Below are 22,022 nucleotides of genomic sequence, written 5' to 3'. Positions count from 1 at the left end.
GGACGTCGGCTCGCTGCGTGGCGGGCTGATCGGGGCGCACCGTGCCCGCCGGAGCTGCTGGCCTCGATCCGCGACCGGCTGCACGTCCCGCGGCTGTCCACCGTGTGCGGCATGACCGAGACCTCGCCGATCTCCACCCAGACGCTGCCCGAGGACCCGCCGGACGTGCGGGACCACACCGTCGGACGGCCGACCCCGCACGTCGAGGTCACGATCGTCGACCCCGCCACCGGCCGGGTCGTGCCCGTCGGGACACCCGGCGAGCAGTACACCCGCGGCTACGGCGTCATGCGCGGCTACTGGGCGGACGACGCGGCGACCGCCGAGGCGATCGATCCGGCGGGCTGGATGCGCACCGGCGACCTGGCCGTCATGGACGAGCGGGGGGTCGTGACCGTGGTGGGACGGATCAAGGACGTCATCATCCGCGGCGGGGAGAACATCCACCCCGGCGAGATCGAGGAGGTACTGCGCGGCCATCCGGGGGTCAGCGACGCCCAGGTGATCGGCGTCCCGCACGACTACTACGGGGAGCAGGTCATGGCCTGGGTCCGGCCGAACCCCGGCTCCGAACCCGCCGTATCCGAGCTCGTCGAGTTCTGCACGGGCCGCATCAGCCGGTCCAAGATCCCGGCGCTGTGGCGCCTGACCGACTCCTTCCCCACCACCGCGAGCGGAAAGATCCAGAAGTTCCGCATGCGCCGGATCGCGATCGACGAGCTCGGCTCCGGAGAGCAGCTCGCGACCGTCCCGGCCCACGCCGACCACGGTGACCTCCACGCGGTGACGATCCCTACGGAGCCCAGACCATGACCTCCACCGGCGCGACGCAGCGCAACCCGATGAGCCGTGTCGCCTTCGCGAGCATGACCGGCACCGTGATCGAGTTCTACGACTTCTTCATCTACGGCACCGCCGCGGCGCTGGTGTTCAACAAGGTCTTCTTCCCCGAGCTGGGGGCGGCCGAGGGAACCCTGCTGGCACTGGCCACCTTCGGCGTCGCGTTCGTCGCCCGACCGTTCGGGTCGGTCCTGTTCGGACACTTCGGCGACCGGATCGGTCGCAAGCGCACCCTGGTCACGACGTTGCTGCTCATGGGGGCGTCGACCGTCGCGATCGGGCTGCTGCCCTCGACCGGCGCGATCGGCGCCCTCGCACCGATCCTGCTGGTGGTCCTGCGGATCCTGTAGGGCCTCGCGGTCGGCGGCGAGTGGGCGGGGGCGACGCTGCTCACCGCGGAGAACGCCCCCAAGGCCCAGCGCGGGAAGTACGCGCTGTACCCCCAGCTGGGGCCGTCGGTCGCGTTCTCCCTCGCCAGCGCCACCTTCCTGGTCACCGCACTGACCATGTCGGACGAGGCGTTCCTCGCCTGGGGCTGGCGTCTGCCCTTCATCGGGAGCGCCCTGCTGATCGGGGTGGGACTGTTCGTCCGGCTCCGAATCGAGGAGTCGGACGCGTTCGAGGCGACGAAGGCGTCCGGCTCGGTGGCGAAGCTGCCGGTCCTCGAGGCGGTCACCCGCCAGCCGCGTGAGGTGTTCCTCGGCGCGTTCGTCACGACGACCGTCTTCGCGTTCTTCTACATCGGCGTGACCTACCTGACCACGTACGGGACCGCGGTGCTGGAGCACCCGCGGACGACGGTGCTCGCACTGGGCATCATCGGCGGTGCCGTCTTCGCCGTCACCACGATCATCGGTGCGGTGGCCTCGGACCGGCGAGGGCGCAGGCGACTCGTGCTCACCGGGAACCTCGCCTCCGTGGTCGTCGGGCTGATCGCCTTCCCCGTTCTCGACATCGGCACCGTCTGGTCGTTCGGGCTCGGGATGTGCCTGGTGCTCGGGGTGGTCGGATTCGCCTACGGGCCGGTCGGGGCGATGCTCCCCGAGCTGTTCAGCGCGCAGTACCGCTACACCGGAGCAGGACTGGCCTACAACCTCGCCGGGGTGCTGGGCGGCGCGGTGACACCGCTGGTCGCCACCGCGCTCGTCGCGTCCTACGGGAGCATGGCCATCGGCTTCTACCTGGCGTTCCTGGCCCTGGTCAGTGCGCTGTGCACGCTCGGCCTGCCCGACACCCGGCACGTCGAGATGGTCACCGCCACCTCCGGGGCCTCCGCCGGGGGTCGTCAGGGCACGGTGCCCGCGCCCTGACGAGGGGTCACGGGCGCCGGGCGCGTTCTCCGGCACGTCGACGACGACCGTCGACGTGCCGGGGTTCGATGGAGGGTTGCCATCGGTCCGGGGTGCAGGTTCGATGCCAGGCGCGAGTACGACATGGACTCGTTCGGCTCGTTTATCGACAAGCTCAACGGGCAAGACGGGTAGGACGGACCGCCAGCTCTCGCCGGATAACCTCGATAAGGGCAGTTTGGTGGTCTACTGCCGAATCGAGAGCAGCCTCCCAGGCAGGCGGCAGCTTTCCATGATCGACAGAACGACGAGCTTCATCCAGCTCGTTGGTCTTCGAGAAGAAGACCCCTGCCATCGAAGCAACAGACGGTTCACCGAGCGCTTGGGCCTGAATCTGGAGGGCAACGAAGTCAATGTAGGTCCGATTGAAGCTGCCAATGCCCTCAGAAGCGGATTCGAGAAGCTCCATGGCTTTCTCAGCAGGTCCGCGTACAGAACGTGGACTCGCTCTACAAGGGCACGCTCGCGCTCATGCTCGATACGACGCTCGGCGTCGCGATCGGCCCGACGGTCCGCCGCACGCTGGGTCCACAGGACACCGACGAGCGTCAGGGTCGGAGTCAGGACCGTGACCCACAGGGGTGTGGTGGCGGAGGTGGCGGAGGTGGCGGAGGTGGCGGCCTCGGCGGCGAGGATCATCCGGCGACCGTACTGATCTGGCGATCCGGTCTGGCACTGGTTGACTACGCCGTGTGTGGATGGCGACGGACGGGCCCTCAACCGCGCGGGCCAGGTCGTCGCCGTCCGAGGCGAACGCCGCGGCCAGCCGGGCCGTCGTCCGATCCGACGGACGCGCCCGCCTGTTCTCCAGGTCAGCGATCAGCCCGACCCCCACACCCGACAGCTCGGAGAGCCGGGCCTGGGTCCACCCGCGGCGGGCCCGCTCGGCGAACACGTGCGCGCCCAGGGTCCGGGCCAGCCGGGCCCGCTCCTCACCGACGACAAGGCCTCGACGATCCACGCCCGCGCGGGAGGAACCCTCGGGGCGGCCCGGCGCAACGCGCGCGGGCTGTAGAGGCGCTGCGGCGTCAGCGTGAACGGCACGACCGCGACCGGGCGCGATGGGGCGAGGCCTCTGCCGGTCACGACCTGGTGTTCGCCCGGGAGAACGGCGCGCCGCTGCGCCCGGAGTACGTACTGCGGAAGTTCCGGGCGCTCACCGACGCGGCGGGACTCCCCCGGGTGCGGGTGCATGAACTGCGGCACCTCGCGACGTCAATGATGATCGCGGGGGGGGGAGGGAGTCCTCCTGCCGATCGTGAGCCAGACCCTGCGCTACAGCGCCGTCTCGATCACCTCGGACGTGTGCTCCTACCTGACCGCCGACGTAACCGGGGAGGCCGTGGACGCGATGCAGGACGCGCTCGACGCGGCCGAGGCCGAGGCGCGTGCTGCGGCGCGGGCCCGCGAGGCGTTCGGCGCACATACCGAATACCCCTCGCACACACAGGGCGCACACAACGGGGGTTCGATCATGGAATGACCCCGTAGGCGATCGCACCCGAAGATCACCGTTGTGAGTATCGAAGTACTGAGTATCCCCAGGCAGACAGCGAAAAGGGCGGCCCCTCCGACAGGAGAAACCGCCCCAGTTCGACCGTCGGGACGACAGGATTTGAACCTGCGACCCCTTGACCCCCAGGGTCTTTTCACGGTGACCCTGACCAGGGGAAACGCACGTCCTTGCAGGCCAGGTGGTGCGTTACGGTGCGGTTTGATGTCGTTGGATTCAGCCCCGTGCAGGGGCCTTGCTCCACGATTGCTCCAGCCAACCGGTCAATGAGTCTTCACGCCGCTCATCGCCGATCGGACAGATCGCTGTCGTTCGAATGCCGAATCGGCCGCCGCTGGCCCTCGGCGTGACCGTCGACCAGGGCCAACAGGTCGGCAAACAGCTCTTCCTCTCCGGGGTGACCGCGGGCCCGGCGGAGGGCGGGCCGCGCGACACGGCGACCGAGGGGCGCATGATCGAGATCTGGGAGTGCCGCTCCGCCCACCTGATCGCAGCGCCGCCCGGTCGCACCGGGTCGTGGAGCGCGGGTGGCACTCCTGGGCGACGAGTTGCTGGTCCCGGTTCGTGGGATCGGACCCGTCCGCGTCGGGGTCCTAGCCATCTGCGCGACGCTGTGGACACTGCCGTGCGCGCGTTTGATCATCGACCCTGGTGGTGACCGACGGCGGACTCGTCGTCGCCCGTTGTGCCCACGGCACGCTGATCCTGGTAGACCCGGCGGCGGGTACCGTTCGGTGTCCTGCTGATCTCCTGCCACCGCAGGCGCCCAGCTCCACCGCACGTGCGACGGCCATGACCATTCGTGAACATGCTGGCTCTGGCTCTGGCTCCGCCGCAGCTGCTCGATCAGATCCAGGTCGGACGCCGGACGATCATCCGGAGTTTCCCGTTCCGGACCGGGGAGCTCCGCGCGCCCACGCATCCCGTCTCACGGTACGGACGAGCCGTCGGGACGGGTGTCGGTCTCAGGTCCGCCCGCCGCTGCGGGCCTCGACGATGCGTCGCAGCTTGGTGCCCATGTGCAGCGCCAACCGCCCGTTCCCGTCCTGCATCGAGACCCCGGACAACGACTCGATCCGCCCGAGTCGGTAGTACAGCGTCGATCGGTGGATCTGTAGGCGCGCGGCGGTCCGGGTCGCCTCGCAGCCCTCGTCGAGGTAGACCTCCAGCGTCTCCGCCAGGCCGGGCCCCGACTCGTGGGCGAGCAGATTGCGCAGCGGACCCGGATACAGCGACGGTCGGAGTTCGTCGTCGGGTAGGCGCAGCAGGACGGCGAAGACCCCCAGGTCGTCCTCGCCGACGATGTCGCCGAGTGCGGGGAGCATTGTCGCCGCGCGCACGGTCAGCAGGGCGACGTCGTAGGAGTCGACGGTGGCATCGGTCCCCACACCGGATCTCCCGAGGCCCGCGACGACCCGGCTCCGGCAGAGCCTCGCCGCCTCCGCGACCGCCTGGGTGGCCACGGAGCGGGGCGTCCCCGTCATGGTCGCCTCGCCGGTCAGGACGAGGACGGCCCTGGTCGCCACCACGGACAGCAGGGGGCGTGAGATCCCGTGGTCGCGGGCGGCCCGCTCCACTCCCGCGGCCAGACCCGACTCACACACGTCCGTCTCGTGCCCGGCCTCGGCAACGTCGACCACCAGCGTGACGACCGGCGCGGTCCCCTCGACGCCGAGCTCGGCACCCAGCGCAGTGCGGGCGAGGGCACGCGTAGCGGCGGCGGGCGCGACGAGGTCACGGACGAGCTCCCCACGCCGCCGGCCGTCCTGCTCGTGGATCACCAGCCGCCGGTACATCAGCAGCCCGACCTCGGCGGCGGCCGCCGCGGCGAGGTCGACCTCCCACTCCTGCACTCCGTCGTCGATGAGGAACAGGTGGCCGAAGGGGATGCCGTGCGCCCGCGCGGGACAGACGACACGGGCTTTGAAGCCGAAGTCCGGAGCCGCCGGGGTCCGTCCCGGCGCACGCCAGTCGTAGATGCCATGGGCGCGGAAGTGCGCCATGACCCGCGGGTCCGACTCGCGCTGGATGAGTGCGTGGACACGCATGTCGTCCTCGTCACCGAAGTGCCGGCTGACGGCGACCAGACGGCCCCGGCCGTCGTCGACCGCGACCGACCGGCCCAATCTCGCCGCGAGCGCGTCGACGACCTGCTGGAGGCCGTCGGCCACCGCCCCGGTCGGCAGGTCCGGGCCTCCCGGTCCCCGGGCTCGCGGGGCCGTCACCGGCGGACGGGGCCGCGGGTGACGACCGCAAGGTCGGTGGTCACGTCAGTCCCCCGGTCACATCGGTGCGTCGGCGTTCGAGCGTCCGAAGGTATGCGCCCCCAGCAGAGGGGTCAACGGTAGGCGACGGCGGCGCGGTGAGACGGATCATCAGTTCATAGAGCTGCATCCGACACCGTGTCGGAGTGAAGGGTCCGAGGTTCGGACGGTGGCCGGAAGCCGCCACCGCGCTCTCGCTGACACCGTCGTCGGTACGCGCCGCTGGCCACGCGGAGCGTTGCCGCACAGTCGCGGCACGGCACCCGAATCCGGAGTCCCGATGTCCCACAATGTGCTCGAAGACGCGCCGTTGTCCCGCTTCCACAAGAAGCTTGCGCTGTTCTCGTCGGGCGGACCGTTCCTCGACGGCTACGTGCTGTCGATCATCGGTGTCGCCCTCGTCCAGGCTTCACCGACGCTGGGCCTCACCCCGTCCGAGGAGGGTCTGGTCGGTGCCGCCGCGCTGATCGGCATCTTCCTCGGGGCGTTCGTCGGCGGGTGGCTGACCGATATCTTCGGACGGCATCTGCTGTTCACGATCGACCTCATCGCGATCATCGTCTTCTCGGCCCTGCAGTTCTTCGTCACCGACGCGTTCTGGCTGATCGTCATGAGGCTGCTCGTCGGCGTCGCCGTCGGCGCCGACTACCCGATCGCCACGTCCCTGCTCGCGGAGTTCTCGCCGCGGAAGTACCGCGGTCCGCTGCTGGGCGCGTTCGTCACCATGTGGTTCGTCGGGGCGGCCGCGGCCTACCTGGTCGGCGAGCTGCTGCTGGCCCACGAGGACGGCTGGCGCTGGATGCTCGCGAGCGCCGCGCTCCCGGGCCTGATCATCGTGCTCTGCCGGATCGGCACGCCGGAGTCGCCGCGGTGGCTGCTGAAGAAGGGGCGCACCGAGGAGGCCACGGCCGTCATGAAGAAGGTCTTCGGCCCGGACGCCTCGGTCGACGACATCGAGCCCGAGGTCCAGGAGAACCTGCGGATCGGTGCCCTGCTCCGGGCCGGCTACGGCAAGCGGATGCTGTTCATCACGCTGTTCTGGACGTGCTCGATCGTCCCGCTGTTCGCCATCTACGCGTTCGGCCCGAAGATCCTCGGGGCACTGAGCCTGGAGGAGGGCGCGGACACGATCGGCGCGGCCGTCATCACCGTGATGTTCATGGTCGGCTGCGTGGTCTCGTTGCTTCTGGTGAACCGGATGGGCCGCCGGTCGCTGATCATCCACAGCTTCCTGTGGGCCGGCCTGGCGATGCTGCTGCTCGGCATCTTCCCGGACGCCCCCACCCTTGTGGTCATGGGTCTGTTCGTCGCCTACGCCGTGTTCATCGGTGGCTCCCAGATCCTCCAGTGGATCTACCCGAACGAGCTGTTCCCGACCGAGATCCGAGGCGCCGCGGTGGGTCTGGCCTCGTCGCTGTCGCGGATCGGAGCAGCTGTCGGGACGTTCCTCGTCCCGCTGTCGCTGTCCGGTCTCGGGATCGGCCCCACGATGCTCATCGGTGCGGTGATCACGCTGCTGGGGCTGGTCGTGTCCTGGCTCTGGGCACCCGAGACCCGCGACCTCGGTCTGGGCGAGGCGGCCGCGCTCGGCGCCGCGGACTCCCGGGCACGGTCCGCGGTCAGCTCCTCCGACGCACCGTCGTCCTGACCCGGTCGACCCGGTCCCCCGGGGCCAGTTCGAACCCCCGCACCGCGAGAACCGTTCCGCCCGTAACAGCACACGAGGAGTACGACGTGAAGGACGTAGTGATCGTCGGAGCCGGCTTGTCCGGTCTGGCGGCGGCCTGGCGCCTGCGCCACTGGGACACCGTGGTGCTGGAGTCCGGCGACAGGGTTGGGGGGCGGATCCGCTCGGAACGGCGTGGACCGTACTTCCTCAACTGGGGTGGGCACGTCTTCGCCGGGGCGAACACCGCGACCGCGGCCCTGCTGGGCGAGACCGGTGTCGGCTCGGTGAAAGTGCCGGGTTCGCTCACGGGGCTCGCGATGAACGGCAAGCTCCTGCTCAAGGGCCGGGTCGAGAGCTACCCGGTGCGCATCCCGATGTCGATCGCGTCACGGATCGCCCTGGTCCGTGCCGGCGCCAGGGTCGGTCTCGACGTCCTGCGCTACGCCCGCGCAGTCTCCGTCCGCCCCGGCGAGAGCCCCCGGGCCCGGCAGGAGCGCATCTACGCCTTCGAGAACGACCGGACCTTCGCCGAGTACACCGGCTCATTGCCCGAGGACGCCGAGGCCCTGTTCCGGCCCACCGTCACGCGTTCGGCCGCCGACCCCGACGAGCTGGCCGCCGGCGCCGGGATCGGCTACTTCAGCCTGGTCTGGAACATCGGCCAGGGCCTGGACCGCAGCATCTCCGGCGGCCCGTCCGTGCTCACCGAGACCATCGCCGCGTCGATGCGTGACCGGATCCGACTCGGCGCCCACGTCCAAGAGGTCGTGCACCGCCGCGAATCGGTCGTCGTCCGCTACACCTGCGACGGGGTCGACCACGAGGTCGAGGGCCGCACCGTCGTCCTCGCCGCGCCCGCACCGGTCGCGCACCGCGTCGGCGTGGACCTGCCCGGTGACGTTCGAGAGGCGCTGTCGAAGATCGTCTACGGGCCCTACGTCAGCGCCGCGTTCCTGACCGACGAGACCGGTCCTCGCCCGTGGGACGGTGCCTACGGAATCGCCACACCCAAGCGGTCGTTCAACGTCGCCCTCAACATGGGCAACATCGCCCGCGGCGCCGAGACCACCCACCGCCGGCCGGGCGGCAGCCTGATGACGTTCTCCCCCGCCGGCCTGGCCCGCACCCTCCTCGACCGGTCCGACGACGAGATCCTCGACATCTACACCCGCGATCTCGATCAGGTGCTGCCCGGCTCCGCGGACGTCATCTCCGAGGCCCACGTCCAGCGCTGGCCCACCGGAGCCCCGTACTGCTTCCCGGGGCGCGGTGCCCTGCAAGCGGCCCTCACCCGACCGGCCGAACGCGTGTTCCTGGCCGGCGACTACCTCGGCACGCTCTACACCGAGACCGCCGTCTCCTCCGGCTTCACCGCCGCGCAGGAGGCCGCCGGCGTCCTCGCGACCGAACGTCAGACCCGCGGCGGACGCCGTGCGGAGGCGCCGGTCGTCGCCTCCGCCGTCGCGTCCTGAGACCGACCACCGGCATCCGTCCACACCGTCCACCGTCAGGAGAAATCGACATGACCCAGCACCTGCAGGGCGTCCTCACCGCGCTCGCCACCCCTTTCGACGCCGACGGCGCCGTCGACGTCGACGCACTCCGGTTCCTCGTCGACCGCTCGATCGACGGGGGTGTCGACGGCCTCGTGGCCTGCGGCTCCACCGGCGAGTTCGCCGCGCTGAGCACCGACGAGCGACGCCTCGTCGTCGACACCGTCGTGGAGCACACCGCGGGTCGGGTACCCGTGGTCGCCCAGACCGGCGCCACCAGCACCGCGGAGGCGATCCGGCTGACCGACGAGGCCCGGATCTCCGGCGCCGACGTCGCCATGCTCGTGACGCCCTACTACGAGCCGCTGACCGTGCCCGAGACCGTCGACTACCTGCGCGAGGTCGCCGGGGCGACGGATCTGCCCGTCATGCTCTACAACATCCCCGCGGCCACCGGAGTCAACCTCGACCCCGACACCGTCGGCACTCTCGCTCGCGAGATCGACACCATCCGCTACGTTAAGGACTCCAGCGCGAACATGGAGCAGGCGCTGCAGCTCATCCACCACCACGCCGACCACGTCGCCACGTTCGTCGGCTGGGACAGCCTGATCCACGCCTCGCTGGTGGAGGGCGCGGCCGGTGTCCTCGCGGGCGCCGCGAACGTCGTACCGGCCGAGATCGTCGCGGTCTACCGGGCGGTGCGCCACGGCGACCACGACCGGGCCCTCGCGGCGTGGAAGCACGTGTACCCGGTGATCGACGCGCTCATCTCGGTACCGTTCATGCCCGCGATCAAGAGCGCGCTGGCCTCGCTGGGCCACCCCGTCGGCTCACCGCGACGCCCCGTCGCCGACCTCACACCGGTGCAGGCACGGCACATCGAGAAGCGACTCGCCGCACTCTGAGGCGAGGACGGTCAGTGCCGTCGTCCACACGCGCGGGCGGCAGCCCTACCCGGTCACGGCGCACCGCGACCCGTCCGGGAACGTCACCGGCGACGGCCGGGATCAGACGGGTGCCGCATGTGCGTGGCTAGTCGGCCCGCATCGTGTTGCTCACCGGCGCCCTCCAGATCCCCACCAAGGCGTCGACGAGACCGTCCGCAGCCTCGTCCCATGACGACCGCGGCGTGGGCAGTCCGTCGGCCAGCGCCCGCTCCCGCTCCGCGAAGTGGTGCACCAGCAGTTGACGGCAGATGTCGCCGCGCTCGAGCCGCACATCGGGCGGGAGCGTCGGCAGCGCGCTGTTCAGTCCGTCGAGGACGGTGGTCAGCGACCGGGACCCGAGCGACTCCCCCACCATGACCTCGCGGAACTCGGGATCGGTCATGACCTGCGCTCCGAACCGGGCGTACCAGGTCGGCACCCGCTGCTCGGCCAGGTGCTCGGCGACCGGGCGCACCAGACAGTCCACCCAGCCGCGCACGCCCGGTGCGGGACCGAGCGCGGCCACCATCGCCTCGCGTCGCGCGTCCATCGCAGCGGCGTGCCTTCGGACCAGCGCCCGTACGAGGTCGGCCTTCGTGCCGAAGTGGTAGCCGACGACGGTGTTGTTGCCCTGCCCCGCCGCCTCGGCGACGGCACGGTTGGACACCGCACGCACCCCGTGTTCGGCGAAGAGCCGCTCCGCCGCATCCAGGATGCGTTTGCGGGTCGCCCCCGCCCGGTCCACGTGTTGCCGGTCCACTCTGTCCATCTCGCCTCCCTCTCCGCAGACAGTCAACTACCCGCACTTGATTTCAGTCAACTGATTGACTTAGCGTTCGTGACATGACTCGTCCCGACACGACGCCCGGTTCCCCGCCGACCGGGCCCGTCCCCGGGGAACGCGCCCCGGCGTTGGTCGCCGTCCTCGCCGCGGCCGGCATCGTGGTCTCGCTGCAACAGACCGTGGTGATCCCGTTGGTCCCGCTGTTCCCGCGGCTGCTCGGCGCCGATCCGGCCGACACCGCCTGGATCGTCACCGCAACCCTGCTCGCGGGCGCCGTCGCCGTTCCCGTCGTGGGCCGTCTCGCCGACATGGTCGGCAAGCGCCGCATGCTCCTGGTGTGCCTGGGGGTGCTGGTCATCGGCTCGACCGTCGCCGCGCTCAGCGCCACGCTGGTCCCGCTCCTCGTGGGCCGGGTGCTGCAAGGGCTGGCCGCGGGTGTCGTCCCGCTCGGCATCAGCCTGATGCGCGACCTGCTCCCGGCCGAGCGGGTCGGGTCGGGCACCGCGACGATGAGCGCCTCGCTCGGCGTCGGTGGCGCGCTGGGCCTGCCCCTGTCGGCGCTGGTCGTGCAGGCCACGGACTGGCACGCGTTGTTCTGGGCCGCCGCCGCGCTCGGAGCCGTCGTCATCACCCTCGTCGCCCGCCTGGTGCCGGAGTCGCCGCAGCGCACCGGCGGCCGGTTCGACCTGCTCGGGGCCCTTCTGCTCTCGGTCGCGCTGGTCACGTTGCTGCTGGCCGTGTCCAAGGGTGGCGGCTGGGGCTGGGCCGCACCGCCGACACTGTGGCTGCTCAGCGCCGCCGCCCTCGCACTCGCACTGTTCTGCCTGCACGAGCTGCGCACCCCCGAACCGTTGATCGACCTGCGGGTCAGCCGGCGCCGTCCGCTGCTGCTCACCAACATCGCCTCCGCCGTGTTCGGCTTCTCGATGTTCGCGATGTCGCTGGTGTTCCCGCAGCTGCTGCAGCTGCCGAAGGAGACCGGCTACGGGCTCGGGCAGTCGATCCTGGTCGCCGGGCTGGTCCTGGCCCCCGGCGGACTCTGCATGATGGCGATGTCGCCGGTGTCGGCGCGGATCAGTGCCGCCCGCGGGCCGCGGACCACACTGATGGTCGGCGCGGTCGTCGTTGCCACCGGGTACGGACTGGGGGCGGCGTTCCACGCCGCGATCTGGCAGCTCGTGCTCAGCTCGGTCGTCATCAGCTCCGGGGTCGGTCTCGCCTACGGGGCCATGCCCGCGCTGGTCATGGCAGCCGTGCCGGTCACCCAGACCGCGGCCGCCAACAGCCTCAACAACCTGATGCGCGCCATCGGGCTGTCCACCGCCGGTGCCGTCGCGGGTGTGCTGTTGGCCCGCATGACGACGACCGTGGGCGGCGTCGCCGTCCCGACCGAGACCGCGTTCCTCGTCGTGATGCTGCTCGGAGCCGGCTCCGCACTCGTCGCCGTCGCGATCACCGCCGCGATCCCCCGTCGCCCCGCCATCGACTCCGTCCGGGAGGACCACTCATGACCACCACCGAGCTCGATCTGCGCCGCACCGGCTTCGGACCCGCCCCCGCAGCGGAGGCGCTGCGCGACCAGCCCCTCCGCCGGGTACCGACCCCCTTCGGCCCGCAGGCGTGGATGCTGACCCGCCACGCCGACGTCCGCCGGATGCTCGGCGACGCCGACTCCTTCCGCAACGGGTGGACCCCCGCCGACCTGGAGGGCTCCCCGGGCCGCGACCCCCGCCAGCTCTCCGGGGATCGCAGCGGAAACCTCCTCTCGCTCGACCCGCCCGACCACACCCGACTGCGCCGCCTGCTCACCCCCGAGTTCACGGTGCGCCGGATGCGCCGCCTCCAGCCGCGCATCGCGCAGATCGTCGACGACCACCTCGACGCGCTCGAGCACACCGGCTCGCCCGCGGACCTGGTCACCCACTACGCGCTACCCATCCCCTCGCTGGTCATCTGCGAGCTGCTCGGCGTGCCACCGGCCGACCAGGAGGAGTTTCAGACCCGAACCGCCCGCCAACTCGACACGACCACCGGTGAGCAGGAACGAGTCGCGCTCGCCGCCGAAGCGCTGGCCTACATGCAGGACCTCGTCGACCGCGCCCGCCGCGACCCCGGCGAGGACCTGATCGGCATGCTGATCCGCGAGCACGCCGACGCCCTCACCGACGCCGAGCTCGTCGGCGTCGCCAACCTCCTCCTGGTCGCCGGCCACGAGACCACCTCCAACATGCTCAGCCTCGGCACCCTCGCGCTGCTGCGCCACCCCGAGCAGCTCGCCCTCGTCCGCGACGAACCCGAGGCCGTGCCCGCAGCCGTCGAGGAGCTGCTGCGCTGGCTGTCGATCGTCAACTCCGGCTCGCCGCGCCTGGCCGCGCGCGACGTGGAGATCAGCGGCACGACGATCCGCAAGGGGGAACTCGTGCTGTTCCATCTACCCGCCGCGAACCGCGACCCCGAGATCACCGAGCGACCCGGACACCTCGACATCACCCGCCCCCCGACCAACCACGTCGCCTTCGGGCACGGCATCCACCACTGCCTGGGTGCCCCGCTGGCCCGGATGGAGATGAAGGTCGCGTTCCCGGCGCTGCTGCGCCGGTTCCCGGACCTGCGGCTGATCGACGACGGCGACGACGTCGCCTGGGCCGGGCACAGGGCGATCTTCGGGCTGGAGAAGCTCCCGGTCGCCTGGTGACGGAGGCTCTACTGCGATCACGGCATCCCACGGCGACGGCCGGGCTGGGACCAGCCTCGCCCCACGGCCCCGGCTCGCACACCGAACGGGAGCGGATCGCCGCCGCCGAGGTGATCGAGAACGCACACTCAGGGCACGGCGACGATGTGGTTCTGATACGCCCACACCACGGCTTGCAACCGCGAGCTGACGCCCAGTTTGGGTAGCATCCGGGCCAAGTGTGATTTCACCGTCGACGTTTCCACGACCAGCGCATCGGCGATGTCGTAATTGGACATTCCCTGAGCCAGCAGCAGCAGGATCTCGTGCTCGCGCGGGGTCAACAGATCCTCCGCCCGCCGGCCGGCCACGGGCTGTAGACGCCGACGGTGCACGAACTCGCGCAGGATTCGGCGGGTGAGGGTCTGGTCGATGGTGCCCTGGCCGGCCGCGACCTGACGGATCGCGTGCACGATGTCGTCCGGTTCGGAGTCTTTGAGCAGGAACCCGGAAGCGCCCGCCTCCAGTGCCCCGAACACGTAGTCGTCGAGGTCGAAGGTCGTCAGTACGAGCACCGGCACCTGCGGGTCGGCGTGGGGCGAGCACAGCTCGCGGGCCACCTCGATTCCGTTGCGCCCGGGCATACGGATGTCCAGGCACGCCACGTCGGGTACCAGCTCGTGGGCCATCGCCGCTGCCTCGTCGCCGTCGCGGGCAACACCGACCACATCGACATCCGGTTCGGCCCGGAGCAGTGCTGCCAGGCCGGTGCGAACCAGCGGCTGGTCGTCGGCGATCAGGACACGGATCATGCAGAATTCTCCCGGGACGCGCTGCCGGCGCGCAGCGTACCGACCGTCTCGACGAGCGGAACGCGCAGTCGGATCCTCCAGCCGCCCTCTGGTGTCGGGCCGTAGTCCAGGTCGGCGCCGACGAGTTCGGCCCGTTCGGTCATGCCCACCAACCCCAGTCCCCAACCACGTCCCGGGGCGGGTCCGGTCGGGACGCCGTTGGCCACCACCACGGTGAACCACCCATCGCTCTCCTGGCCGATCGCGACCGTGCAGGGCGCCCCCGGTGCGTGCACGCTTGCATTGGCCAACGCCTCCTGCACCGTGCGGTGCACGACCAACTGGGCCAGCGGCCCCGGCTCGGCCAACCGCGTGGGCATCCGCAGCACGACCTCCGTACCGAGCTCACGGCGTGCCTCGACGAGACCGGCCACCGCGTCGAGCGTTCCGGGAGGGCGGGTCACGTCGTCGTCCTCCCGCAACAGACCCACGAGTCGGCGCAGGTCGGCGAGTACGGAGCGGCTCTGCTCGCGGATCTGCCCGGCTCCCTCCTTCGCCGCAACCGGGTCGGTGTCGATCTGGCGCCCGACCGCGGCAGCCAGCATCGCGATCCCGGACATGTGGTGTGCGGCGATGTCGTGCAGCTCCCGCGACAGCTCGGTGCGCTGGCGCGCCACGGCGGCCGCGACCAGCGCCTGCTGCTCGCGGCGCAGTGCGGCGAGCTCGAGACGGCGCGCCTCGTGCGTGGCCCGTCGGGACGCCACGACCGAACCGACCAGCGCCGGCAGGCCCACCACCAGCGCTGCTTGGAGCACCACGCTGACGGCCACCGTTCCCGGCGTCGCCGTCACGGCTCGGATGGTGAGCGCCTGTCCCGTGCCCACCAGCACACCCGAGATGACGAGCCACGGTGCAAGCCGGCGTAACGGATGCGCGACGACGACCAGGAAGACCGCGGCCAGCACGGCCACCGCGGACACTGTGTACGCCGGGCCCGGATCGAGCGGCACCAACGCGAGCGGGACGGCGGTCACCGCCATGAGCACCAGCACCGGCGACCGGCTCGCCCAGGCGATCGTCACCGCCTGCAGCAGCACCACCGCGGCCACCGCCCACCACAGGACACCACCCAGCACTCCGACCGGGCCCAGGCCCGGGTCTGCGGCGGCCGCGGACGGCAGGAACAGCAGGAACCCGACGGCGAACACCGCACTGCCGAACCCCGCCGCAGCATGCAACCGCTGCGTCGCTCGAGGTGGATCAGCGGACTTCGACATGCAACACGGACCCCCGGATCCGACGAGCGCAGTGAGGACACGACCGCCTCTCGAGATCATCGCCCACATCGTCCGGCGGCCACTGCATTTTCCGCGGAGTTGCATCGAAGGAACGATGATGGCCTGTCACACACCGCCACCGGGACCTCACCGTTGCCGGGCTTGCATCCTTCGATGGCATCGGCCGACCTCGTCCTTCGGCATCTCGTCCCGGCCCACCCGAGCAACCCAGACTCCTCCCCATGACACCTCCGAACCGAGCCTGGGGCCCGGTCGACCACACGATCCCGCTCGCTACGTCCCGGCTCGGCCCGTGCCCGCCGGACGGTGATCGCAGCGTCGGTGTGCCGGGCTTGGTGCGTCGCCACCCGCTGCTGAGCTTCTTCCTGCTCGCGAACCTGATGAGCTGGGCGGCCTGGACCCCGTATGTCCTGTCCCAGAACGGGTTGGGGCTCTGGAACTTCCGGTTCCCGGAGTTGTCCGGCACCTCCAGCTCCTCGGCGTGCTGCCCGGCGCCTACCTCGGCCCCATCGCCTCCGCGCTGGTCGTCACCGCCGTCGCCGACGGACGCCCCGGACTGCGTCGTTGGCTGGCCCGCATGTGGCGCTGGCGAGTCGGAGGCCGTTGGTACGCCATCACCCTGCTCGGGGTCCCCGCCGCCATGCTCGCCACCGGCTACCTCTACTCCGGCGGGCAGATCGCCACCCCGTCGATCATGGTCCTCGCCGCCTACCTGCCCGTGCTCCTGCTTCAGATGATCACCACCGGTCTGGCCGAGGAGCCCGGCTGGCGCGACTTCGCCCTGCCCCGCGTTCAGCGCCGCTTCGGCCCGTTCGGCGGGACCATGCTCCTGGGCCCGATCTGGGCGCTCTGGCACGCACCGCTGTTCCTCACCGAGTGGGGCGGCTGGCCCGAGGCGAGCTGGACCCGCCCGGTCGCGTTCCTGATCTTCTGCCTCGGGTTCAACGTGGTCATGACCTGGATCTTCAACCGCACCGGGGAGAGCCTGCCCCTGGCCATGCTCGCCCACGTCGGGGTCAACACCTTCGCCTCGGTCATGTGGACCGAGATGTTCCCGACCCTCGACGGGGACCTCGCCATGCACGCCATGGCCACCGGGGCTGTCGTCGCCGCGGTCGCCATCCTGTGCACGACTCGCGGCCGTCTGGGCTACACCGGGCCCGTCGAGCACCGAATCTCGCGCACACCGCGCCGCGGCCTGAACCGCCCCGTGGTCTGGACCTCGCTCGTCCTTGCCCTCTCCGTCAACGCCACCACCTCGGTCGTCGGATTGCCCGTCGTCCTCAGCGCAGCGTTCGGGCTGGCCGCCCTCGGACTGGCCACGCTGCTGACCCACGACCACTACCGCCGCCGCTCCGCACCACAGTGACCACGGCGCCGCGGAGCGGTGGACCGCCAGCCACAGCTGGTGGCCCACCGCGGTCCCGGTGCCGAGCCGTGGCCGACTGCGCTGTCCCGACTCGGACAAGGCAGCCCACCACCTCACGGGGCTCTTAATGTTCGACCCTCGCGAACGGCAGCCGCTCGGGCGTCGAGCCAACCACGCCCGAGGACGACACTCACGCATACGTCAAGCGGATCGTCACACTCTCTTCCTCGACGGGGCGCGTCGAGCACACCGAGTAAGACTGCCACCAGTCTCCGCGCACCCAAGCATCGTGTGGTCGCAGCCAGGGACAGTCTGATGGGCAGACGTCGTGCTTCGGCTGTGACACGACGACGACCGGCTGTTGGTCAGCGTGGGCAACGGCTCCCGCCCAGACGACGGCAGAGGCAGCCTCGTCCGGAACCGGGTTGGCCGGACTGTGGGAACGAGCGAGGGCCGTCGGTGGCAAGTTGCGGGAGTGACGGGACGCCGATGACTCGCGGCTGACGGCGAGCCTGACTCGGGCCAGCGTCGCGGGCGCACGCTGTCAACTCCGGCTGAACTCTGACCCGGCGTGGTCCGGCTGAAAACTGACCCACCTGTGGTTGTGGATCGTCAGTTGTCAGTCTTGCCGGTCGGGACGCGGCCGAGGTCGCGGTCTTTGAGCCGGTAGCTATCGCCTTTGAGGGAGATGACCTCGGCGTGATGGACGAGACGGTCGATCATCGCGGCGGCGACGACGTCGTCACCGAAGACCTCGCCCCAGCGCCCGAAGGGCTTGTTACTGGTGACGATCAGGGACGCCCGTTCGTAGCGGGACGACACAAGCTGGAAGAACAGGTTCGCAGCCTCGGCTTCGAACGGGATGTAGCCGACCTCATCGATGATCAGCAGTGGGACCCGGCCCAGCTTCACGAGTTCGTCTTGGAGCCGGCCAGCGTGGTGGGCCTCGGCCAGGCGGGCGACCCATTCCGCGGCGGTGGCGAACAGGGTGCGGTGCCCGGCCTGACACACCCGGATCCCGAGCCCGACCGAAAGGTGGGTCTTCCCGGTCCCGGGCGGACCGAGGAACACCACGTTGTCTTTCGCGGTGATGAAATCCAGGGTTCCGAGGTGGGAGATCACGTCGCGTTTCAGCGAGCCCTGGTGGTCGAAATCGAAGTCCTCCAACGACTTCCGCGCGGGGAAGCGTGCCGCCCGGATGCGTCCCTCCCCGCCGTGGGACTCGCGGGCGGCGACCTCGCGTTGCAGGCAGGCAGCCAGGAACTCCTCGTGGGTCCAGTTCTCGACTCGGGCTCGTTCGGCCAGGCGCTCGACCGCCCCGGCCAGCGACGGGGCCTTCAACGCGCGGGTCAGATAGGCCAGCTCGGCGGCCACGTTGCGACCGGTGCTGGTGGTTTTGGTCGTCGCCATCAGGCACTCGCCGCCTCGGCCGCGTCGGTGTTGTGCGGGTCGGTGAGACCGAAGATGCGGTCGTAGTCGGCCAGGTCGCGGTGCTCGACGCCGGTGTCGGGTCCGCGGCGATGGGTCTGGGCCCGGTGCGCGCAGCGCAGCCGGACCGCCGCGGCGGCGTGGGCCGGGTCGGTGATGCTCTGGTGCCGAGCCCAGCACCGGCGGTGGCGGGCGACCTCGACACCGTCGCAGGTGACCACGACCTGCTCGAGGTCGGCGACCAGATCGACACGACGCCCGATGACTTGCGGGTGGACCGAGTAGTCGTTGGCGTCGCAGCGCAGGTAGTGATCGCGCGCCAGCCGGGTCGAGAACCGCCAACCCAGTGCCGGCGCGACCGGCGGCAACGCCAGCATCGCGGCCCGATCGCTGTCCCAACGCTCGACCGGACGCGCACCGATCCGCCGGTGCCGGCGAGTGTTGGCGCGGGCCAGCCAGTCGGTGAGCTGGGAGTTGAAGTCCGTCGGGCCGGTGAAACAACGACCAGGCAGAAATGAGGTCTCGAAGTAGCCGTTGACCCGCTCGACCAGCCCCTTGGCCTCCGGATCGCGGGGCCGGCACTGGATCACCCGGATCCCCAGCGCGCCGCGGAAACCCTGCATCGCCTCGGTCAGCTGCGGGCGGCCCGCTCGCCAGGACCCGATCGCGGACTCGTTGTCCCAGACCAGCGCTTTGGGCACCCTGCCCCAGGCCGAAAGCAGCGCCCAATGCCCGGCCAGCAGATCCTCACCCCGCCGGGAGGGGATCATCCGGGCGGTGATGATCCTGGAATAGCCCGAGACCATCACCAGTACCGGCGGGCGCACCACCTGGTCGAACCCGGCTGGGACCTCGACCGGCGGGAACCACAGGTCGCACTGGGCCAGCTCGCCGGGCTGATACTCGATGCGCGAGACCGGATCCGGGACCCGGAACTGCGGCCGGAGCTCGGCGATCCGGTCGAACAGGACCGTCCTGCCCCGCGTCCACCTGATCCTCTCTCCGATCACCGTCGAGGGCATGTCCGGGAACTGGCACAGCAGATCGCGGATCTGCGGCTCGACCGCATCGACGATCGAGCCCTTCACCGGCCGCCGGTAGGTCGGCGGAGCATCACTGGCCAGCGCCTTCTTCACCGTGTTCTTCGAGACCCCCAGATGCCGCGCGATCGCCCGGATCGGCATCTTCTCGGACCGGTGCAACCGGCGGATCTCCGCCCAGTCCTCCACCCTCAACACCTCACGATGGTCGGAGGTGGGTCAACATTCACCCGGAACCAGAGGGTCAGGATTCACCCGGAGCCGACACACGCCTGACGAGAACGCCCGAACAAGCAGTTCGGTAATAGACGACGGCACGAGACGGCCCGGATGTCGCCGTCGCGCCTGGGGGCATGGCCGCATGCGTCGCCGAGGCGCGATCGCCGGTGCCACCCAGTCCCTGCACGAGCGGCGGCCGGGCCAGGTCGCAGCGCGATGGCGGCGACCCGGCCCGGCCGTGGACAGGTTCCGGGGACGTCAGCGGGCGCCCCCGGGTGGGCAGGTCGGTGCGTGCGGGTGCTCGAACGCGGCGCCGCAGCCGTGCGGGGGCGGCGGGCAGGGCAGCGCCGGGGTGCAGCGCAGCAGCAGACCGCACTGCTCGTGCAGCAGCCCGACCCCTCCGCGGGGGCCGAGCATTCGCCATAGCGGGTCGGCGTCGCTGCCCGGCTCGCTGCACCCCGCGCAGCGGCGACGCGCGATCCCGGCCGCATCGGTCACCGCATCCGGCACGTGCTGGGGCACCGTCGGAGCGGCCCGGGGACCGCCCGGTAGGGGTGCTATCTCACGGCGACGTCCGCTTGGTCCGCGACGACGCCGGTCTGGTCATCGGTCTCGTGACCTTCCTCGACCGCCTTCAACACCGCCTCACCTACGCAGGAGGACACCAAGCCCTACGGGACGGTGACAGGCCCAAGTCCGAGGATGACATCACAGACTGGATCAAGCGCCGGATCGAGGACGACCTCCCTGCCCGTGTCGTCCCGGAACGAGAGCTACAGGTGATGCGCCGCAAGACGTGCGTTCGAACGGGGCCCGACCATGATCTGCACCGCAGAGATGACCATCTCACCGGCCGGTGGACCAGTCCCCATGCTTTACGTGCCCCACCAGGGATTCGAATCTGCGATTGACGATCGCTCTTGCCGATCAAGGCAGTCTCGCCGTCCCCGACACAACCAGCTGACCGGTTCCCATGCTTGCGGCGCCCTGCCGGGGACACAGCGCAGGTTCGGGCCCCGCCGGGGCGGCAAGGCCGCCGCCAGCTCCCCGGAGCCGACCCCATTACCTGACGCCCACGACCGAACGACGACCCTGAGCACACGCCCCGCAGCGAGCACCGAACGGAACCCAACCGCGTCACACCGCACGACGTTCACCCGAACGGCATAGCAATCGTGGAGCAGAACCCTGACCTCATTTCGCACCGTGGAGCGACGTGCTCCACGTTTGCTCCAGAATGAGACCACAGTGGACCCAGTCATGATCATACAAGTCGATCATTTGAGGATCATGGCAGCCGACGATTCCGCAGGTCAGAAGCAGAAAGGGCGGCACCACCCGAAGATGATACCGCCTCATTCTGACCGTCGGGACGACAGGATTTGAACCTGCGACCCCTTGACCCCCAGGGTCATCCCACTAGTGGCCCCACCAGGCGAAACACGCATCCGCGCAGGTCACGTGCCGCACTACCGTGCAGGTCGATGCCACTGAGTTCGGCCCCGCGCAGGGCCGTTGCTCCATGATTGCTCCAGCCGGCCAGTTAATGATCTTCGCGTTGGATTGCGGTTGACTAAGCATCCTGGTGCTAGCCGAATGCCGGCCCGGATACCGCTCACCCCCGGTCAGTCCCGCCGAACTCAAGGACCTCATTTCGCCCGAGTTCCAGCAGCCGGATACGGAGCCGCTCCTGACGTGCGCCAAGAGAACCTCGTGCTGCGGAGGCGCGGAGGACGACCACCGCACGATCCTGGACGTAGCTCCGCTCCCACGCCTCGCCCTGGTCGACCAGCCGACCCCCGGCTCGTCGAGACCGCCGCGGCCGCCCTCGACGTCGTGCTGTCACCGGCCGGGAGCCATCCACCCCCGGCGAGCTGACCGGCGGGCCGCGGCCCTGGCACGGTGCCCCGGGCCGGCTGCCGGACCCACGTCGTCAGCTCACGGCGCTTCCCGGGCGGGCTCCGTCACGGGCGTCCGGGCACCGGGCGCCGTACGCGCCGAGATCACGTGGAGTGCTGTCAGGGCACCGGCGACCACGAGCAGGACGAGAGCGGACGTGCCTGCCGGGACGAGGTCACCGCGCAGGACGTGGAAGCCGACCGCCCCCAGGAGCAGCAGCAGAAGACCGACGGACGCGGCAAGACCGATCGCACGTACGCGGAGTCCCGCCAGCAGTCCGAGAGCGCCTGCGACCTCGAGCAGCCCGATGACCACCACCAGAGCCGCCGGAAGGCCCAGCTGCTCCACGAACGTCGCCGTCGAGACGATCTTGCCGCCACCGATGGCGAGGAAGGCGACAGCGCCGAGTACCGACACGACACCGAGTGCGACGCGCACGGAGGACTCCCTTCGTCCGGGACCC

18 protein-coding genes, 1 tRNA gene and 1 pseudogene are annotated in these 22,022 nt (G+C 70.4%); 9 read left to right on the top strand and 11 right to left on the bottom strand.

Translation table 11 applies throughout. From position 1 onward, the window contains the following. The coding region (locus KPL57_RS45705) for an AMP-binding protein (RefSeq protein ID WP_226356573.1) at window positions 1-813 on the top strand (813 nt) is incomplete at its 5' end. Continuing rightward, a pseudogene (locus KPL57_RS45700) lies at window positions 810-2,150 on the top strand (MFS transporter). The gene KPL57_RS45705 and the pseudogene KPL57_RS45700, both read left to right, overlap by 4 nt. Before the next feature lie 154 nt (window positions 2,151-2,304). Here the strand turns inward: KPL57_RS45700 and KPL57_RS45695 are convergent. Both KPL57_RS45695 and KPL57_RS72950 read right to left on the bottom strand, forming a co-directional pair. Then, a complete protein-coding gene (locus tag KPL57_RS45695) occupies window positions 2,305-2,598 on the bottom strand; it encodes a hypothetical protein (protein ID WP_226349874.1) in 294 nt (97 codons plus the stop codon). A gap of 60 nt (window positions 2,599-2,658) precedes the next feature. Continuing rightward, window positions 2,659-3,084: a helix-turn-helix transcriptional regulator gene (locus tag KPL57_RS72950; RefSeq protein WP_226356729.1), complete on the bottom strand. Its 426-nt coding sequence runs from the start codon at window positions 3,082-3,084 to the stop codon at window positions 2,659-2,661. A gap of 363 nt (window positions 3,085-3,447) precedes the next feature. Here KPL57_RS72950 and KPL57_RS45685 point away from each other — a divergent pair, with 363 nt between their 5' ends. Continuing rightward, window positions 3,448-3,672 carry a hypothetical protein gene (locus tag KPL57_RS45685; protein ID WP_226349876.1) on the top strand — a complete coding sequence of 75 codons (225 nt, stop codon included), beginning with the start codon at window positions 3,448-3,450 and terminating at the stop codon, window positions 3,670-3,672. Between the two features lie 120 nt (window positions 3,673-3,792). Here KPL57_RS45685 and KPL57_RS45680 read toward each other — a convergent pair. Both KPL57_RS45680 and KPL57_RS70775 read right to left on the bottom strand, forming a co-directional pair. Next, window positions 3,793-3,874, bottom strand: a tRNA-OTHER gene (locus KPL57_RS45680). 793 nt (window positions 3,875-4,667) lie between these two features. Then, window positions 4,668-5,927, bottom strand: coding sequence for a CdaR family transcriptional regulator (locus KPL57_RS70775; protein WP_226349877.1), 1,260 nt, complete (start codon window positions 5,925-5,927; stop codon window positions 4,668-4,670). Between the two features lie 319 nt (window positions 5,928-6,246). On the opposite strand from KPL57_RS70775, the gene KPL57_RS45670 reads away from it, so the two are divergent. The 3 genes from KPL57_RS45670 to dapA all read left to right on the top strand — a co-directional run bounded on the left by KPL57_RS45670 (window position 6,247) and on the right by dapA (window position 10,036). Then, window positions 6,247-7,614 carry an MFS transporter gene (locus KPL57_RS45670; RefSeq protein ID WP_226349878.1) on the top strand — a complete coding sequence of 456 codons (1,368 nt, stop codon included), beginning with the start codon at window positions 6,247-6,249 and terminating at the stop codon, window positions 7,612-7,614. 86 nt (window positions 7,615-7,700) lie between these two features. Next, entirely contained in the window at window positions 7,701-9,107 is a 1,407-nt protein-coding gene (locus tag KPL57_RS45665) for an NAD(P)/FAD-dependent oxidoreductase (protein WP_226349879.1), read from the top strand. A gap of 50 nt (window positions 9,108-9,157) precedes the next feature. Then, window positions 9,158-10,036 carry a 4-hydroxy-tetrahydrodipicolinate synthase gene (dapA, locus tag KPL57_RS45660; protein WP_226349880.1) on the top strand — a complete coding sequence of 293 codons (879 nt, stop codon included), beginning with the start codon at window positions 9,158-9,160 and terminating at the stop codon, window positions 10,034-10,036. A 127-nt stretch (window positions 10,037-10,163) separates the two neighbouring features. On the opposite strand, the gene KPL57_RS45655 is transcribed toward dapA, so the two are convergent. Continuing rightward, the gene (locus KPL57_RS45655; RefSeq protein WP_226349881.1) at window positions 10,164-10,826 is read right to left on the bottom strand and encodes a TetR/AcrR family transcriptional regulator; all 663 of its coding nucleotides are present in this window, start codon (window positions 10,824-10,826) and stop codon (window positions 10,164-10,166) included. A 74-nt stretch (window positions 10,827-10,900) separates the two neighbouring features. On the opposite strand from KPL57_RS45655, the gene KPL57_RS45650 reads away from it, so the two are divergent. Next, window positions 10,901-12,352, top strand: coding sequence for an MFS transporter (locus tag KPL57_RS45650; protein WP_226349882.1), 1,452 nt, complete (start codon window positions 10,901-10,903; stop codon window positions 12,350-12,352). Further along, on the top strand, window positions 12,349-13,536 hold the full coding sequence (locus KPL57_RS45645; protein WP_226356572.1) for a cytochrome P450: 1,188 nt from the start codon (window positions 12,349-12,351) through the stop codon (window positions 13,534-13,536). The genes KPL57_RS45650 and KPL57_RS45645 overlap by 4 nt, the downstream gene beginning before the upstream one ends. Before the next feature lie 128 nt (window positions 13,537-13,664). Here the strand turns inward: KPL57_RS45645 and KPL57_RS45640 are convergent, their stop codons facing one another. After that, window positions 13,665-14,327, bottom strand: coding sequence for a response regulator transcription factor (locus KPL57_RS45640; protein WP_226356571.1), 663 nt, complete (start codon window positions 14,325-14,327; stop codon window positions 13,665-13,667). Next, window positions 14,324-15,583 carry a sensor histidine kinase gene (locus KPL57_RS45635; RefSeq protein WP_226356570.1) on the bottom strand — a complete coding sequence of 420 codons (1,260 nt, stop codon included), beginning with the start codon at window positions 15,581-15,583 and terminating at the stop codon, window positions 14,324-14,326. Before KPL57_RS45635 ends, KPL57_RS45640 begins: the two co-directional genes overlap by 4 nt. A 502-nt stretch (window positions 15,584-16,085) precedes the next feature. Here KPL57_RS45635 and KPL57_RS45630 point away from each other — a divergent pair. Continuing rightward, window positions 16,086-16,973, top strand: coding sequence for a CPBP family intramembrane glutamic endopeptidase (locus KPL57_RS45630; RefSeq protein WP_226356569.1), 888 nt, complete (start codon window positions 16,086-16,088; stop codon window positions 16,971-16,973). 612 nt (window positions 16,974-17,585) lie between these two features. On the opposite strand, the gene istB is transcribed toward KPL57_RS45630, so the two are convergent. The 4 genes from istB to KPL57_RS45610 form a co-directional block, all read right to left on the bottom strand. Further along, a complete protein-coding gene (gene istB, locus KPL57_RS45625) occupies window positions 17,586-18,383 on the bottom strand; it encodes an IS21-like element helper ATPase IstB (protein WP_226356568.1) in 798 nt (265 codons plus the stop codon). Next, a complete protein-coding gene (gene istA, locus KPL57_RS45620) occupies window positions 18,383-19,639 on the bottom strand; it encodes an IS21 family transposase (protein ID WP_226356567.1) in 1,257 nt (418 codons plus the stop codon). The genes istB and istA overlap by 1 nt, the downstream gene beginning before the upstream one ends. 279 nt (window positions 19,640-19,918) lie before the next feature. Beyond that, window positions 19,919-20,182 (bottom strand): hypothetical protein, encoded by a 264-nt coding sequence (locus KPL57_RS45615; RefSeq protein ID WP_226356566.1) that lies wholly within the window; start codon window positions 20,180-20,182, stop codon window positions 19,919-19,921. Between the two features lie 1,416 nt (window positions 20,183-21,598). Next, entirely contained in the window at window positions 21,599-21,997 is a 399-nt protein-coding gene (locus KPL57_RS45610) for a DoxX family protein (RefSeq protein ID WP_226356565.1), read from the bottom strand. Window positions 21,998-22,022 lie beyond the last annotated feature (25 nt).

The sequence above is a fragment of the Pseudonocardia sp. ICBG601 genome (assembly GCF_020496245.1).
This window is presented reverse-complemented; position numbering and strand designations above follow the sequence as displayed.

Coding starts and splice junctions, on each gene's coding strand:
- KPL57_RS45695 (WP_226349874.1), bottom strand. CDS start 2,598: ATGGAGCTTCTCGAATCCGCTTCTGAGGGCATTGGCAGCTTCAATCGG.
- KPL57_RS45670 (WP_226349878.1), top strand. CDS start 6,247: ATGTCCCACAATGTGCTCGAAGACGCGCCGTTGTCCCGCTTCCACAAG.
- dapA (WP_226349880.1), top strand. CDS start 9,158: ATGACCCAGCACCTGCAGGGCGTCCTCACCGCGCTCGCCACCCCTTTC.
- KPL57_RS45655 (WP_226349881.1), bottom strand. CDS start 10,826: ATGGACAGAGTGGACCGGCAACACGTGGACCGGGCGGGGGCGACCCGC.
- KPL57_RS45650 (WP_226349882.1), top strand. CDS start 10,901: ATGACTCGTCCCGACACGACGCCCGGTTCCCCGCCGACCGGGCCCGTC.
- KPL57_RS45645 (WP_226356572.1), top strand. CDS start 12,349: ATGACCACCACCGAGCTCGATCTGCGCCGCACCGGCTTCGGACCCGCC.
- KPL57_RS45640 (WP_226356571.1), bottom strand. CDS start 14,327: ATGATCCGTGTCCTGATCGCCGACGACCAGCCGCTGGTTCGCACCGGC.
- KPL57_RS45635 (WP_226356570.1), bottom strand. CDS start 15,583: ATGTCGAAGTCCGCTGATCCACCTCGAGCGACGCAGCGGTTGCATGCT.
- istB (WP_226356568.1), bottom strand. CDS start 18,383: ATGGCGACGACCAAAACCACCAGCACCGGTCGCAACGTGGCCGCCGAG.